Below are 14,049 nucleotides of genomic sequence, written 5' to 3' on the forward strand. Positions count from 1 at the left end.
AGAAAATCTATCAAAAAAATCTACACAAAAGCTCGCAAAATAGGTGGTTTTAGAGGAAAATAATGTATCAATGTTTAGAATATTGTATGCAAAAGAAAATAGAGATGGTGGAGTGTAGGGGGTTCGAACCCCTGACCTCGACGCTGCCAGCGTCGCGCTCTCCCAACTGAGCTAACACCCCAAAATTAAAAGAGAGCATTATAATATATCATTTATTTGGTTTTACTTAAAAAAAATGCTTTGAGGATAAATACCCCCACACCCACATCAATCATTGCATCAGCAAAGTTAAATACGGCAAATTCAAAACCATAATGCCAATAGACATAATCGACCACCCCTCCGTGCATGAACCGATCCAAGATATTTGAACACCCCCCGCCAAATATCACCCCAAAAACGCCACTATTGCGATCAAAAAACTGCCTTTGAGATATGATAACAAGCCACACTGCTAAGACCAAAATAACCTGCAAATACTTGAGCCAATCTCCCAAAAAACTCAACATCGAAAAAGCCACGCCACGATTATACACAAGAATAATAGAAAGCACCTCGCTCTCCCATCGCAAGCCGCCTAATATCAGGTGTTTGATCCACTGATCTAGCCCAAAGACCAGCCCAAAGCCTATGGCAAAAATCACAAAAGATTTTCTGATTTTAATATTCAACAAAGCTTTTCCCTCAAAAATCCACTGATATCTTCCATCACTTTTTCAAGCACGGCTTTTTCCTTGCCCTCAAGCAATATGCGGAGTTTGTTTTCAGTGCCAGAATATCGTATCAAATGCCTGATTCCTAGTTTTTCGATTTTTTCAATCTGTGCTTGAAAGCCAGCGAGATCTTCTAGGGGAGTTTTTTGTTCGATGGGGAGATTGAGCATTTTGTGTGGATAGAGCTCAAAGGGATTGAGAATTTCTGCGCTTTTTTTCTTACTCTGCACCATCAAAGCCATCACTTGCAAGGCACTCACTAGCCCATCACCTGTTTTTGCATAATCCCCAAAGATAATATGCCCACTTTGCTCCCCTCCAAAATTAGCATTATTTTTCACCATCGTATCGCATACATATTTATCCCCGACATTGCAGCGGATTAGGTCGATATGGTGCGTTTTGAAATACTCTTCTAAGGCCAAGTTACTCATCACTGTGGCAATGATTTTGTCATTATTGAGATTGCCAGAAGATTTTTGATAAACGCCCAAAGCCCCTATGAGCTTGTCCCCATCGATTACATTGCCCTTGTTATCGATGACTACAAGCCTATCAGCATCACCATCTAGCGCAAAGCCCACATCAGCACGATAGCGCCTGACTTCATCACTGAGTGCTAAGGGATACATTGCCCCACATTGGGCGTTGATATTATAGCCATTGGGTTCATCATTGATCACAACCACATCAGCACCTAACTCGCTAAACACCGTGGGTGCGACCTTGTATCCTGCGCCATTGGCTGTATCGATAACGACACGAATCCCTTGGAGATTGAGATCTTTAGGAAAGGAGTTTTTGAGATGCACGATATAGCGCCCGACGACATCATCAATGCGTTTAGAGCTGCCTATCTCACAGCCTGATTTATAGCTGCGAGCAATCAGTGCATCATCATAAAACAATCGCTCAATCTCCCCCTCAGCCCCCTCATCGAGCTTATAGCCAAAGCGATCAAAGAATTTGATCCCATTGTCTTCATAAGGATTATGGCTCGCACTAATCATGATTCCAGCATCACAGCGCATATCTTCGGTCAAAAACGCCACTGCAGGGGTAGGCATTGGCCCTACTTGGATCACATCATAGCCCACAGAAGTCAGAGCACTCACCAAAGCATTTTCAATCATATAGCCACTTTTGCGTGTGTCTTTGCCCACTAAGATTTTGTTGGTGATTGAATGCTTGCGGAAATACAACCCCGCTGCTGCCCCTAGCTTCATCACTAGCATTGGCGTGATATCTACGCCTGCCTTGCCCCTCACGCCATCAGTCCCAAAAATTTTCATCGCTCAATCTCCAAATTTAAACTGCATTTAATCAAAACTTAGGCATAATTTTGCCCTAAATAAAATTATAAAAGGATTAACCAAGGCAATGGCGAATCATAAATCTGCAGAAAAACGAATCAGACAGACACATAAGAAAACCGAGAGAAACAGATATTACAGAACGCGTATCAAAAACATCATCAAGGCAGTCAGAGAGGCTGTGAGTGGTAATGATGTTGCAAAAGCTCAAGAGAGCTTGAAAATTGCCAACAAAGAATTGCATAAATTTGTTTCTAAAGGCATTATCAAGAAAAATACTGCGGCTAGAAGAGTATCTCGACTCAATGCCTCTGTCAAAAAGATTGCCCAAGCAGCTTAAGCCCTTAAGCTTGCTCCAACCATCACTCTGACCTTAGAATTTATATGCTCGTCCAAAAACTCACTCCCATCATTGAACGTTATGATGAAATCTCTGCTTTACTGATCCAGCCAGAAAATCTCAACGATATCAAAAAACTCACTTCTTTAGCCAAAGAACAAAGCGATATCCAAGAGCTAGCCCAAGCTGCAAAGGCATATGCTAATACCCTCAATTCCATCAAAGAAAATAAAATCTTGCTAGAGGACAAAGAGCTCAGTGAGCTTGCTAAAGAAGAGCTAAAAATACTAGAAATTCAAAAAACCACACTAGAAACGCAGATAAAAACACTGCTAATTCCCAAAGATCCTAATGATAATAAAAATATTTATCTTGAATTGCGTGCAGGGACAGGCGGCGATGAAGCGGGGATTTTTGTGGGGGATTTGTTTCGGGCTTATTGTCGGTATGCAGATTTGAAAAAATGGAAAGTTGAAATTATCAGTTCGAGTGAAAATAACTTTGGGGGGTATAAAGAAATTATCGCGCTCATCAAAGGCGAGGGGGCGTATTCTCGGCTCAAATATGAAGCAGGCACACACAGAGTCCAAAGAGTCCCAGAAACAGAATCTCAAGGCAGAATCCACACTTCAGCTATCACCGTAGCGATCATGCCTGAAGTCGATGATGTATCCATCACGATCAATCCCAATGACCTTAAAATCGAAGTTTTCCGAGCAGGGGGGCATGGCGGGCAATGCGTGAATACTACAGACTCAGCTGTGCGTATCACGCACTTACCCACAGGGATTAGCGTTTCTATGCAAGATGAAAAATCCCAACATAAAAACAAAGACAAAGCGATGAAGATTCTCAAAGCAAGGATTTATGAAGCCCAACTAGAGGAGCAAAAAGCTCAAAACTCCCAAGCAAGAAAATCCCAAGTGGGTAGCGGGGATAGGAGCGAGCGGATCAGGACTTATAACTATCCACAAAACAGACTCACTGACCATCGTATCAACACAACGCTTTATAGCCTAGAGGAAATCATGCTAGCAGGCAATTTAGATGCCATCATTGACCCCCTCATTGCATATGCGCAGAGTGAAAGATAGTTTTTGCATATAAAAATTTAAGAAAAATATTCAAGCTATTTTGCTTGATTTTACTTTTGTGATTTTTCTATATTTTCCTCCCCCACTCTTTTGATTTACGCCATGGCGTAAATCCTTTATAACTCCCTATTTCACATACTTATGGGGCTCTAAATTTTTTTGTTGCCATTTAGACTGATAAAATAAATATAAATATGGCTAGACTTTTTAGTGGGATTTTAGTGCTAGAAAAGCAGGAAAAATTAAGCTATTGCAAGCCATTGCATAAACTATTACAAACTATTGCAAATTATTGTACAACATCGATGGATACAAGCTATTCCCCTCCAAAATCCCTTTGCATAAAAAAAGGGGGAGGGGGAGGATCGCGTTATTAGTGTTATTGGAATATCACTGAAGAAGGAGCGATTGTATCGCCATAGATAGGTGCGAGCGTGGCCTCATAGGCTTGCTGCATAAAGCCCTCTTGTGTGAGTGTTTTGATTTCGTTATCAAGCCACTCTAAAAGCTCTTGATTGCCCTTTTTGACTGCTGGGGCGATGACATCTTGATCCCCTAAAGATGGGATAGCCACAACAAACCCTGGATTTTCCTTTGCCCAAGCAAAAAGCAGTGTATTATCGTGCGCAAGTGCGTCTGCTCGACCATTTTTGAGGGCTAAAAATGCCTCTGTATTTTGATCGTATTTGAGTAAGTTGATATCAGGATAGTTTTTAGAAAAATAAAAATCAGCTGTAGTTCCCTTATTGACGATGAGTTGCTTGCCTTTGAGTGCGTCAATATTTTTGATTGTGCCATTTTTAGAAACAACGCCCAATGCGACTTTCATATAAGGTGTGGCAAAATCTACCACTTCTTCTCTTTCTTTGGTTTTTGTGAAATTTGCCATGATGATATCGACCTTGCCAGATTTGAGAAATTCGACCCGAGCTGCGGCTTCTACGGGGATAAATTTCACCTTGCTTGCATCACCAAGGAGATCTTTGGCTAATCTTTTAGAGATATAAACATCAAAGCCATCGTATTGCCCTTGTGCATTGATGAAGCCAAAGGGAGGTTTATCGCTAAAAACCCCAACCACTAGCACGCCCCTGTCTTTGATCGCAGCGATAGAGTCTTGTGAGTTTTCTGAAGTCTTTGAGCAAGCACTCACCATCAAAGCCATTGCTAAAAATATCCCAGAGAGTAAAAATGTTTTAGAAAATCGCATAACAAATCCTTAAGTGATAAATTTAAAAGGCATACATTAACACAAAAACTTTAAAAACCACCCAAAAATTTGAAAATATCCAAAAACTTTTTTGCTCTCTGCGAGCGTGGCGTGGCAAAAAAATCTTTGGCATTGTTTTCTTCGATGATCACACCACCATCAAAAAACACAATCCTATCAGCCACAGCTTGGGCAAATTTCATTTCGTGGGTGACAATAATCATACTCATGCCCTCTTTGGCAAGCTCTAAAATCACCTCCAAGACTTCTTTGACCATTTCAGGATCTAAAGAAGCTGTGACTTCATCAAAAAGTATGATTTCAGGTTGCATACACAAAGCCCGCACGATAGCCACTCGCTGCTTTTGCCCGCCGCTAAGCTCCCTAGGATAGGCGTGCTGCTTGCTCTCTAGTCCTACGCGCCTAAGCAGGCTCAAAGCTTGTTTGCTGACCTCTGCTTTTTGGCGCTTTTGGACTCTCAAAGGCCCTAGCAAGATATTTTCCATCACATCCATATGGGGGAAAAGATCATAGCTCTGAAATACCATACCGATTTTTTGACGGATCTGATTCCAGTTAGTCTTGGGCGAGCTGATGGTTTGTCCATTGAATATAATCTCTCCATCTTGTATATTTTCAAGCCCGTTCAGACAGCGCAAAAATGTGCTTTTGCCACAGCCGCTAGGCCCTAGTATCACGACAACTTCGCTTTTTTGTATCTTAAAATTTATGCCATTGAGCACCATATGCTGGTGGTTATAAAATTTTTTTAAATTTTTGACTTCTAAAAGTGTTTCCATCACTCCTCTTTTTAGTATTAATCGTGATATTTTAATTCCAGCTTAGCACTCAAAACAGAAAGTGGATAGCATAGCAAAAAATAGATGATAAAAATAACTCCATACACCCAAAAGCTTGCTTGCGGGATTGAGAGGATATTGAGTTCGATGATCTGCTGACCGACTTTGAGTAGATCGACTACGCCGATGAGTGCGACTAAAGATGTGGTTTTGATGATCCTTGTGAATAGATTGATACTAGCAGGCAATAATCGGGGGATTGCTTGAGGGAAAATAATAAAAATTGCAATAAAAAGTCCATTGAGTCCTAGGGCTTTAGCACTTTGGATTTGATGTGTGCTCACAGAGCTCAGTGCCCCCCGCACCAAATCTCCCATTTCAGCAATACCCCAAAGGCTAAATACCACAATGCTAGCGACTTGCCCGCTCATATGGATACCCAAAAAAGATGAAAGACCAAAATAAACGATAAAAAGCCACGCCAAAATAGGAATAATGCGTATGCACTCCAGATAAAAGCGGCATATCAAGCGCGCCCACCAAGCGCCAAAAGCCATGATTAAGCCCATCACTCCCCCACCGATGAGCGCGATGAGTATAGAGATTATAGCGATGTATAAGGTGATACCCAAGCCCTCAAGCAAGCGCATTAAATTATTGGGTGCAAAGACAAATAAACCCTCCATCATAATTTCTTTTTATAATAATTTTCAAGACCCACAAAGAGTGCTGACATCGGCAATAAAACAATCAAATACGCAATCACTAACATCAATAAACTCTCTGTTGTTTTATAATAAGTCCCAATCAAATCTTTTGCGACAAACATCACATCAGCTAAAGCAATCGCACTCACCACTGAAGTTTCTTTGAGTAGAAAAATCGCATTAGCCCCTATGGAGGGCATTGAGATAGCTAGACTTTGTGGGATAATGATATGATAGACCATCTGCAAACGGCTAAGCCCTAAACTCAGCCCTGCTTCAATCTGTGTCTTTGGGACAGCACATAGCCCCAATCGGAAGCTCTCAGCCATATATCCCCCACCTAAAAACGCCACACCAATGATGGCACAAGCATATGCACTCAAGACAAGACCCACGCCAGCTAAACCATAATAAAGGAAAAATAATTGGATCAATAAAGGTGTATTGCGGGAGATTTCAATATAAGCTTTAGCGAGTGTTTCTAAGAATCGCACACGATAAAATACAATCAAGGCGACCAAAAAGCCAATCAAAACAGAAAAAATAATCCCAAAAAACGATATGCCAAGAGTCAAATACAGCCCCTTGGCATACACAGGTATAGAATCAATCATGAATTGCCATTGCAACATCAGCGACCTTTGAAGTGTTGATTTGAACGTGTTGTGCTGATGGCTTTAATGACTCTTAAAGAGCGCAACAAAACACAAGACTCTGCCAACCTCAAAAGATCGGCATAAAAATCTCAAATTATAAGACACCTTGGTCAATCATTGCATCAGCAACTTTTCTAAATCCAGCGATATTCGCTCCTAAAACTAAGTTAGTGGGATCGCCAAATTCTTTGGCTGTTTGGGAAGCGTTGGCAAAAATGTTTTCCATAATGCTATGGAGATGTTTATCGACAACATCAAACTCCCAACGATGCATACTCGCATTTTGTGCCATCTCTAGCCCGCTCACTGCCACGCCCCCAGCATTAGCAGCTTTGCCGGGTCCATAGCAGATTTTTGCCTTCAAAAACAAATCAGTTGCCTCAAGTGTTGAGGGCATATTCGCTCCCTCAGCTACGCATTTGCAGCCATTTTCTAGCAAGGTCTTAGCGTCTGTGGCGTTGAGTTCATTTTCTGTAGCGCTAGGGAATGCAGCAAAGCAAGGTATGCTCCAAACTCCGTGAGTTCCGGATTTATAATCACTGACTTTTGTGTATTTTGCACTTGGTTTGTGCTTGGTGTATTCTTCTAGGCTCACTCTTCTGACTTCTTTGAGCTCTTTGAGTAGTGCGACATCAATACCACTCTCATCATAGATCATACCCTTTGAATCGCTCGCAGTGACAGGTTTAGCGCCCAGGTGGTAGAGTTTTTGGGCTGTATAGATAGCCACATTGCCGCTACCTGAGATGGTGCATATTTTCCCCTCAAGGCTCTCTCCTCTTTCTTTGAGCATTTCTTGAGCAAAATACACACAGCCATATCCTGTTGCCTCAGGCCGTACCAAGCTTCCGCCCCAGCCCAATCCCTTACCTGTCAGCACGCCATCAAAGCGATTAGTAAGCTTTCTGTATTGACCAAACAAAAAGCCGATTTCTCGCCCTCCTACGCCAATATCCCCCGCAGGGACATCAGTGTGCGCGCCGATATGGCGATAGAGTTCGTTCATAAAGGCTTGACAAAATCGCATGACTTCACCATCGCTTTTGCCCTTAGGATCAAAATCACTGCCTCCTTTGCCCCCACCCATGGCTAAGGTAGTCAGAGAGTTTTTGAATATCTGTTCAAAGCCCAAAAACTTGATGATTCCCTCATTGACGCTAGGGTGGAAACGGAGTCCTCCTTTGTAAGGGCCGATAGCAGAATTGAATTCAATGCGATAGCCCCGATTGACCTGAATCTGTCCTTTGTCATCGACCCAAGTCACACGGAAATGTATCTCCCTATCTGGTATAGTAAGACGTTCCAAAATAGCATTTTCTTGATATTTCTTTTCCTTTGCAATAGCTGGAGTGAGTGAAGTGAGCACTTCATCTACGGCTTGATGGAATTCCTTTTGAGCAGGATACTTGGTTTTGATTTTTTCGATAATACTATTTACATACATCTTGTTAACCTTTTGTTTAGTTTCTTGATTGCAGAGCTATTTTATCGCAATAATTTTAAGAAAATGTGTGTAATATCATAGGTTATCATTTTTTTTAATTTTAAAAACTAAAAATTTTTCTTCAAATCCATTTTTGCATATAATCTCCCCACGACCTCGCTGTAGCCATTAAACATTTGAGTGGGGATATAAGAGAAACCAAAGCCCTCGCCCATAAAACGTTCTTTGGCTTGCGACCATCGTGGGTGGGCGACTTGGGGATTGACATTAGCATAAAAGCCATATTCAGAAGGGTCTAGGCGCATCCAAGTGGAAGTAGGCATTGTTTCAACCAATGTGATACGCACAATTGATTTGATACTTTTGAAACCATATTTCCAAGGCACTACAAGCCGCAAGGGCGCGCCATTTTGTGGGGGCAGCTCCTTGCCATACATACCCACAGCCAGCAGAGTCAGGGGACACATCGCTTCATCAAGCCGCAATCCCTCTTGATAAGGGAACTTGATATAACCCCCTAAGGCAGGGTTTTTGACAGCAGGCATTTGCTCTTGCACAGCTGTTTGGAATAAGACAAATTTTGCATTTCCTTTAGGGCGAGATAATGCAAGCAAGCTCCCTAGCTCAAAGCCAATCCAAGGGATATTCATACTCCAAGCCTCCACGCAACGGAGGTGATAGATCCTCTCTTGAAGAGGGAATTTTTTGAGTATATCTTCTAAAGAAATTGTGATTTCTTGATGCACCTCTCCATCTATCACCACGCTCCAAGGGCTTGTTTGCAAGACTTTGGCTCGATGGTAGGGATCGTCTTTTTGCAGACCAAATTCATAGAAGTTATTATAAGTGCTAGCTTTTGCATATGGGGTGATGGGGGTTTGTGAGTAGTTTGGGTTGGTGGTATAGGGATAGGGAGTGTTTTTGATGTCTATGGTTTGTGTATGGACTTGTTTGTTAATGTCTTTAGCATTGAGTGGATTGAATAGGTCTAAAGCCCCTCCAAGTCCTAAAATTCCCATAGTTTTAAGGATTTGCCTGCGGTGTTTGTAGATGGTTTGCGGGGTGGTGAGGTTTTCAGAAATTTCATATTTTTTCTTGATTTTGATACGCATTTCTATCCATTGTTTTAAGTTTTATCTTGAACTATACATTATTTTTGTAAAATAAACAAAGCAAATTCTAGAATCACTAAAGGCTGACAAAAATGGACGCATACGAATATGGCGAGTTGCTCAAAGAGCTGGCAAATAAATGTGAAAATATCGCCAAAATCATCAAACCTCAAGACTTGCAGGCGCGATTGGATATGATTTTGCAGACGCAGCAAGATCCAGAGTTTTGGAATGATGCTAAAAGGGCAGGTGAAACCAATAAAGAAAAAGCCAAGATCGAGCGTTTGTTGCAAAGCTACAATGACGCAAAGCTAGCTATAGATGACGCTTCAGAGCTTTTTGGACTCTCAAGTGATGGCGATGAGGCGACTTTGGAACTGCTTTTTGCTGAAGCCCCCCAACTCCAAAAGCAGATACAGAGAGTAGAAATCGCTGTCATGCTTAGTGGTGAAAATGACAATACCAATGCGATTGTAACAATCCAGCCTGGTGCAGGGGGGACTGAAAGCCAAGATTGGGGGAGTATTTTGTATCGTATGTATCTGCGGTGGGCAGAGCGTCGGGGGTTTAAGACAGAGATTTTAGACTATCAAGATGGCGAAGAGGCAGGGATCAAGGGGGTTGCATTTCTCATCAAGGGCGAAAATGCCTATGGCTATATGAAGAGCGAAAATGGCGTGCATCGTTTGGTGCGTATTTCTCCTTTTGACGCTAATGCCAAGCGCCATACTAGCTTTGCTAGCGTGCAAGTGAGTCCAGAGCTTGATGATGATATTGATATTGTGATTGAAGAGAAGGATCTGCGGATTGATACTTATCGGGCGAGCGGGGCAGGGGGGCAGCATGTCAATAAAACTGAATCAGCTATTCGTATCACCCACCTCCCCACGGGCATTGTCGTGCAATGCCAAAATGACAGAAGCCAGCATAAAAACAAAGCCACAGCCTTAAAAATGCTCAAATCAAAGCTCTATGAACTAGAGCTTGCCAAACAAAATTCTTCGAGTGCGAGCGAGGAAAAAAGCGAGATTGGTTGGGGACATCAGATCAGAAGCTATGTTTTAGCCCCTTATCAGCAAGTCAAAGACTCCAGAAGCAATATTGCCTATAGCAATGTAGAAGCGATTCTTGATGGGGATATTGATGGGATCATTGAGGGGGTTTTGGTTTCTAGGGCTTAAAAGCTTTTGGGATTAAGAAAAAATGGATAAAAAAACTCTATAATTAGCCTATTTGGTTGATTTGCTTGATTGGTAAGGAGAAAACAATGACGCAAGAAGAATTAGATGCACTCATCAATTCGGGGGATTTAGAACTCTCTATAGATGAGAGTATGTCCGAGCAAGCCCCTACAAAAGATGACTCGCAAGATTTGACACAGGATTTAGAGGGCAAAGAAGAATTGCAAGATGAAAGCATGCAAGCAGGCTTTATCGATCCTAAAAATTATAAGATTGATACGAATAAAAAATGGCCCCCACCTCCTCCGACCAATGAGCATAAAGTTGTCCATCAGCTTGATGATGTGACAAAAGATTCTGAAGCCAAGGCAACAGAGGTATTTGACCAGCTCGAACACATCAGTGCTAGCGCTAGCCAAATCATTATATCTATCAACATCCTGCAAGCCCAGCTCCAAAGGCAGCATCAAGTCTTTGCCAAGCTTGCAGAGAGTTTCCCTAATATCGAGATATTTAAGACTTCATTGCAAGAGAGCGTATCGATCTTTGAAACCTTAGAGCATATCACCCAAGACACCAACAAATGCAATGACGCGTGCATGCAAGCTATTGATATCATGCAGTTCCAAGATATCCACCGCCAAAAAATCGAACGCGTGATCCATGTTATGCGGGCGTTGGCAAAATATATGAATTCACTCTTTGAGGGCAAGATCGAAGATTCTAAACGCGTGAGTTCTGCAGCCTATATCGCAGGGGACACAAAGGGCGATCTTGCTAGCGAAGATGATATTGAAGCATTGATTGCAGCATTGGGTAAAAAATAATGCCCAAACACGTTAAAAAAGTTGAGCTCCTCTCCCCAGCAGGCAATCTTTTGAAGCTAAAAATTGCCTTGAGTTATGGCGCTGATGCTGTTTATGGTGGGGTCAGTCATTTTTCTTTGAGGAATCGAGCGGGCAAGGACTTTGATTTAGAAAGTTTTCAAGAGGGGATTGAATACGCACACCATCTGGGTAAAAAAGTCTTTGTCACAATCAATGGCTTCCCGTTTAATTCCCAAATCAAGCTCCTAGAAGACCATATCATCAAAATGGCCCAGCTCAAGCCCGATGCCTTTATTGTCGCAGCACCAGGTGTCATCAAGCTAGCCAAATCGCTCGCCCCCCATATCCCCATACACCTCTCCACGCAAGCTAATGTGCTGAGTGTTTTAGACGCTGAGGTTTTTTATGAAATGGGAGTCAAGCGCATTGTGGCCGCTAGGGAGCTGAGCTTGAGTGATGCAGTAGAAATCAAAAAGCATTTGCCTGATTTAGAGCTTGAGATATTCATACACGGCAGTATGTGCTTTGCTTTTTCGGGTAGATGTCTGATATCATCGCTGCAAAATGGTCGCGTGCCTAATCGTGGGAGTTGTGCCAATGATTGTAGGTTTGATTATGAATACTATGTCAAAAACCCCGATAATGGCGTGATGATGCGCCTTGAAGAAGAAGAGGGTGTGGGGACACATATTTTCAATGCCAAAGATCTCAACCTCGCAAGCCATATCGTTGAGATTTTAGATTCAGGGGCTATCGATGCCCTTAAAATTGAGGGGCGCACCAAATCGACTTATTATGCGGGCTTGACAGCTAGGACTTATCGAATGGCGATTGATGATTATTATAACAACGAGCAAAATCCTATGTTGTATCAAAGCGAGCTGCATACACTCAAAAATCGAGGTTTCACTGATGGTTATATCATCAGGCGACCTTTTGAGCGCCTTGATACTCAAAACCATCAGAGTGCTATCTCTGAGGGGGATTATCAAGTCAGTGGTGAAGTTGATGAGAGTGGGGAGTATTTTTTGTGTAAATACACAACCAAAATCGGGCAGACTTATGAGATTATCGCCCCTTTAGGGAGCAAAATCGAATCTGTTGTCAATGATATGGGTAAAATCTATACTTATAACGATAGGCACTATCTGTGCTTGTATAAAATCATCTTGCAAAACAATCAAGAGCTCAGCGAAATCCATAGCGGCAATATCAATCCTGTGCGATTGCCCCATAAACTGCCTGCTTATAGCTTTTTGCGTATCCAAACCAACTCAAAGGAGAACTGATGGATTTTGTTTCAATCATTATGGGTAGCAAGAGTGATTGGGTGGTTGTGCGTGAATGTGTGGAGATTTTCAAGCATTTTGAAGCACCTTATGAAGTCATCATCAGCTCAGCTCACAGAAGCCCTGAGCGCACAAAAAACTATGTCGAACAAGCCCAAGCAAAGGGCGCTCAAGTTTTCATCGCAGCTGCAGGAATGGCCGCTCATCTTGCGGGCGCGATTGCCTCTCAGACTTGCCGGCCTGTGATTGGGGTGCCTTTGAGTGGGGGAGCATTAGATGGCTTGGATGCTTTACTTTCCACGGTGCAAATGCCCGCAGGTATGCCCGTAGGGACGCTTGCTATTGGCAAAGCAGGGGCGATCAATGCAGCTTATATGGCATTACAGATTTTGGGGCTTAAAAACGATAGAATTTATAATAAATTACTCGAAGATAGGCTTTTAAAGGCCAAAAAACTAGAAATAGACTCTCAAGAAATAGAAGTCAAAATCCCCCTTTAATAAGGCTAAAAAAGAGGGGATGGCTTAAAAAACCACGGTTTTGTTGCCATAGATAAATATGCGATCGTTTAAAGCCAGACTTAAAGCCTTAGCAAATACGACTTTTTCTACATCTCTACCAGCTTGCTGCATATCTTGCCAAGTGTAGGTGTGGTCGATTTTGATAATATCTTGCGCGATGATGGGACCTTCATCGAGGTGGTTATTGACAAAATGGGCTGTAGCGCCTATGATTTTCACGCCCCGTTCATAAGCTTGTTTATAGGGATTAGCACCGATAAAAGCCGGTAGGAAGCTGTGGTGGATATTGATGATTTTGTTTGTGTATTTTGCTACAAAAGAGGGCGAGAGGATACGCATATATTTTGCTAAGGCCAAAAAATCCACTGCATATTGATCGCAGACTTCTGCAATGAGCTTTTCGTGCTCTTGGCGCAGGATATTTTCAGCAGGTATATGGAAAAAATCAATGCCAAATTTTTTCACAAGATCTTTGAGGTTTGTGTGGTTGCTAATGACTGCTTTGATTTCTCCATCAAGCTCCCCACTATCATAGCGCAGGAGCAAATCCCCTAAGCAGTGGTTTTCTTTGGTGCATAAAATGATGATAGACTTTTTTTTCTCAGAAACTACTTTGATCTGTGCTTCTTGGGGGAGTTGTGCGCTCAAGGCAGCTTCTAGCTCTATGGGGTTGCATGTGCCTTTGATGAGTGTGCGCATGAAAAATTGCCCGCTTTGCTTCTCGACAAATTCATCATTGCGTTCGATATTGAGATGGAAGCTCAAAAACACAGAAGAGATTTTATAAACAAGCCCAGCCATATCAGGGCAGGCAATCAGCACGGTATGTTTCATAGTGTCCC

15 protein-coding genes and 1 tRNA gene are annotated in these 14,049 nt (G+C 42.3%); 6 read left to right on the forward strand and 10 right to left on the reverse strand.

The window, feature by feature from the left end; genetic code table 11:
* Window positions 1-105 precede the first annotated feature (105 nt).
* The 3 genes from BKH46_RS00005 to glmM form a co-directional block, all read right to left on the reverse strand.
* Window positions 106-181, reverse strand: a tRNA-Ala gene (locus BKH46_RS00005).
* Window positions 182-212: 31 nt separating this feature from the next.
* Complete coding sequence (gene lspA / locus BKH46_RS00010) at window positions 213-674, reverse strand: signal peptidase II (protein WP_095224781.1); 462 nt, start codon at window positions 672-674, stop codon at window positions 213-215.
* Entirely contained in the window at window positions 668-2,005 is a 1,338-nt protein-coding gene (gene glmM, locus BKH46_RS00015; protein WP_095224782.1) for a phosphoglucosamine mutase, read from the reverse strand. Before glmM ends, lspA begins: the two co-directional genes overlap by 7 nt.
* Before the next feature lie 88 nt (window positions 2,006-2,093).
* On the opposite strand from glmM, the gene rpsT reads away from it, so the two are divergent.
* Entirely contained in the window at window positions 2,094-2,366 is a 273-nt protein-coding gene (gene rpsT / locus BKH46_RS00020) for a 30S ribosomal protein S20 (RefSeq protein WP_095224783.1), read from the forward strand.
* A gap of 38 nt (window positions 2,367-2,404) precedes the next feature.
* On the forward strand, window positions 2,405-3,460 hold the full coding sequence (gene prfA / locus BKH46_RS00025) for a peptide chain release factor 1 (RefSeq protein ID WP_172402518.1): 1,056 nt from the start codon (window positions 2,405-2,407) through the stop codon (window positions 3,458-3,460).
* A gap of 379 nt (window positions 3,461-3,839) precedes the next feature.
* On the opposite strand, the gene BKH46_RS00030 is transcribed toward prfA, so the two are convergent.
* The 6 genes from BKH46_RS00030 to msrP form a co-directional block, all read right to left on the reverse strand.
* On the reverse strand, window positions 3,840-4,670 hold the full coding sequence (locus BKH46_RS00030) for a cysteine ABC transporter substrate-binding protein (protein WP_095224785.1): 831 nt from the start codon (window positions 4,668-4,670) through the stop codon (window positions 3,840-3,842).
* Between the two features lie 50 nt (window positions 4,671-4,720).
* Window positions 4,721-5,470 carry an amino acid ABC transporter ATP-binding protein gene (locus BKH46_RS00035; RefSeq protein WP_095224786.1) on the reverse strand — a complete coding sequence of 250 codons (750 nt, stop codon included), beginning with the start codon at window positions 5,468-5,470 and terminating at the stop codon, window positions 4,721-4,723.
* Window positions 5,471-5,487: 17 nt separating this feature from the next.
* Window positions 5,488-6,159, reverse strand: coding sequence for an amino acid ABC transporter permease (locus BKH46_RS00040; protein ID WP_095224787.1), 672 nt, complete (start codon window positions 6,157-6,159; stop codon window positions 5,488-5,490).
* Window positions 6,156-6,812, reverse strand: coding sequence for an amino acid ABC transporter permease (locus BKH46_RS00045; protein ID WP_172402519.1), 657 nt, complete (start codon window positions 6,810-6,812; stop codon window positions 6,156-6,158). Before BKH46_RS00045 ends, BKH46_RS00040 begins: the two co-directional genes overlap by 4 nt.
* A 115-nt stretch (window positions 6,813-6,927) precedes the next feature.
* Entirely contained in the window at window positions 6,928-8,277 is a 1,350-nt protein-coding gene (gdhA, locus tag BKH46_RS00050) for an NADP-specific glutamate dehydrogenase (RefSeq protein ID WP_095224789.1), read from the reverse strand.
* A gap of 107 nt (window positions 8,278-8,384) precedes the next feature.
* Window positions 8,385-9,389, reverse strand: a complete 1,005-nt coding sequence (gene msrP / locus BKH46_RS00055; RefSeq protein WP_095224790.1) for a protein-methionine-sulfoxide reductase catalytic subunit MsrP — start codon at window positions 9,387-9,389, stop codon at window positions 8,385-8,387.
* A gap of 92 nt (window positions 9,390-9,481) precedes the next feature.
* Between msrP and prfB the strand changes: the two genes are divergently transcribed.
* From prfB to purE, 4 genes are all read left to right on the forward strand, one after another.
* Window positions 9,482-10,570, forward strand: a complete 1,089-nt coding sequence (gene prfB / locus BKH46_RS00060) for a peptide chain release factor 2 (RefSeq protein WP_095224791.1) — start codon at window positions 9,482-9,484, stop codon at window positions 10,568-10,570.
* An 86-nt stretch (window positions 10,571-10,656) separates the two neighbouring features.
* Entirely contained in the window at window positions 10,657-11,397 is a 741-nt protein-coding gene (locus tag BKH46_RS00065; protein ID WP_095224792.1) for a chemotaxis protein, read from the forward strand.
* Complete coding sequence (locus BKH46_RS00070) at window positions 11,397-12,686, forward strand: peptidase U32 family protein (RefSeq protein ID WP_095224793.1); 1,290 nt, start codon at window positions 11,397-11,399, stop codon at window positions 12,684-12,686. Before BKH46_RS00065 ends, BKH46_RS00070 begins: the two co-directional genes overlap by 1 nt.
* Window positions 12,686-13,186, forward strand: a complete 501-nt coding sequence (purE, locus tag BKH46_RS00075) for a 5-(carboxyamino)imidazole ribonucleotide mutase (protein WP_095224794.1) — start codon at window positions 12,686-12,688, stop codon at window positions 13,184-13,186. Before BKH46_RS00070 ends, purE begins: the two co-directional genes overlap by 1 nt.
* A 24-nt stretch (window positions 13,187-13,210) precedes the next feature.
* On the opposite strand, the gene purU is transcribed toward purE, so the two are convergent.
* Complete coding sequence (gene purU / locus BKH46_RS00080) at window positions 13,211-14,041, reverse strand: formyltetrahydrofolate deformylase (protein ID WP_095224795.1); 831 nt, start codon at window positions 14,039-14,041, stop codon at window positions 13,211-13,213.
* Window positions 14,042-14,049 lie beyond the last annotated feature (8 nt).

It is taken from the genome of Helicobacter sp. 12S02634-8 (genome assembly GCF_002272865.1).
GTDB lineage: Bacteria > Campylobacterota > Campylobacteria > Campylobacterales > Helicobacteraceae > Helicobacter_J.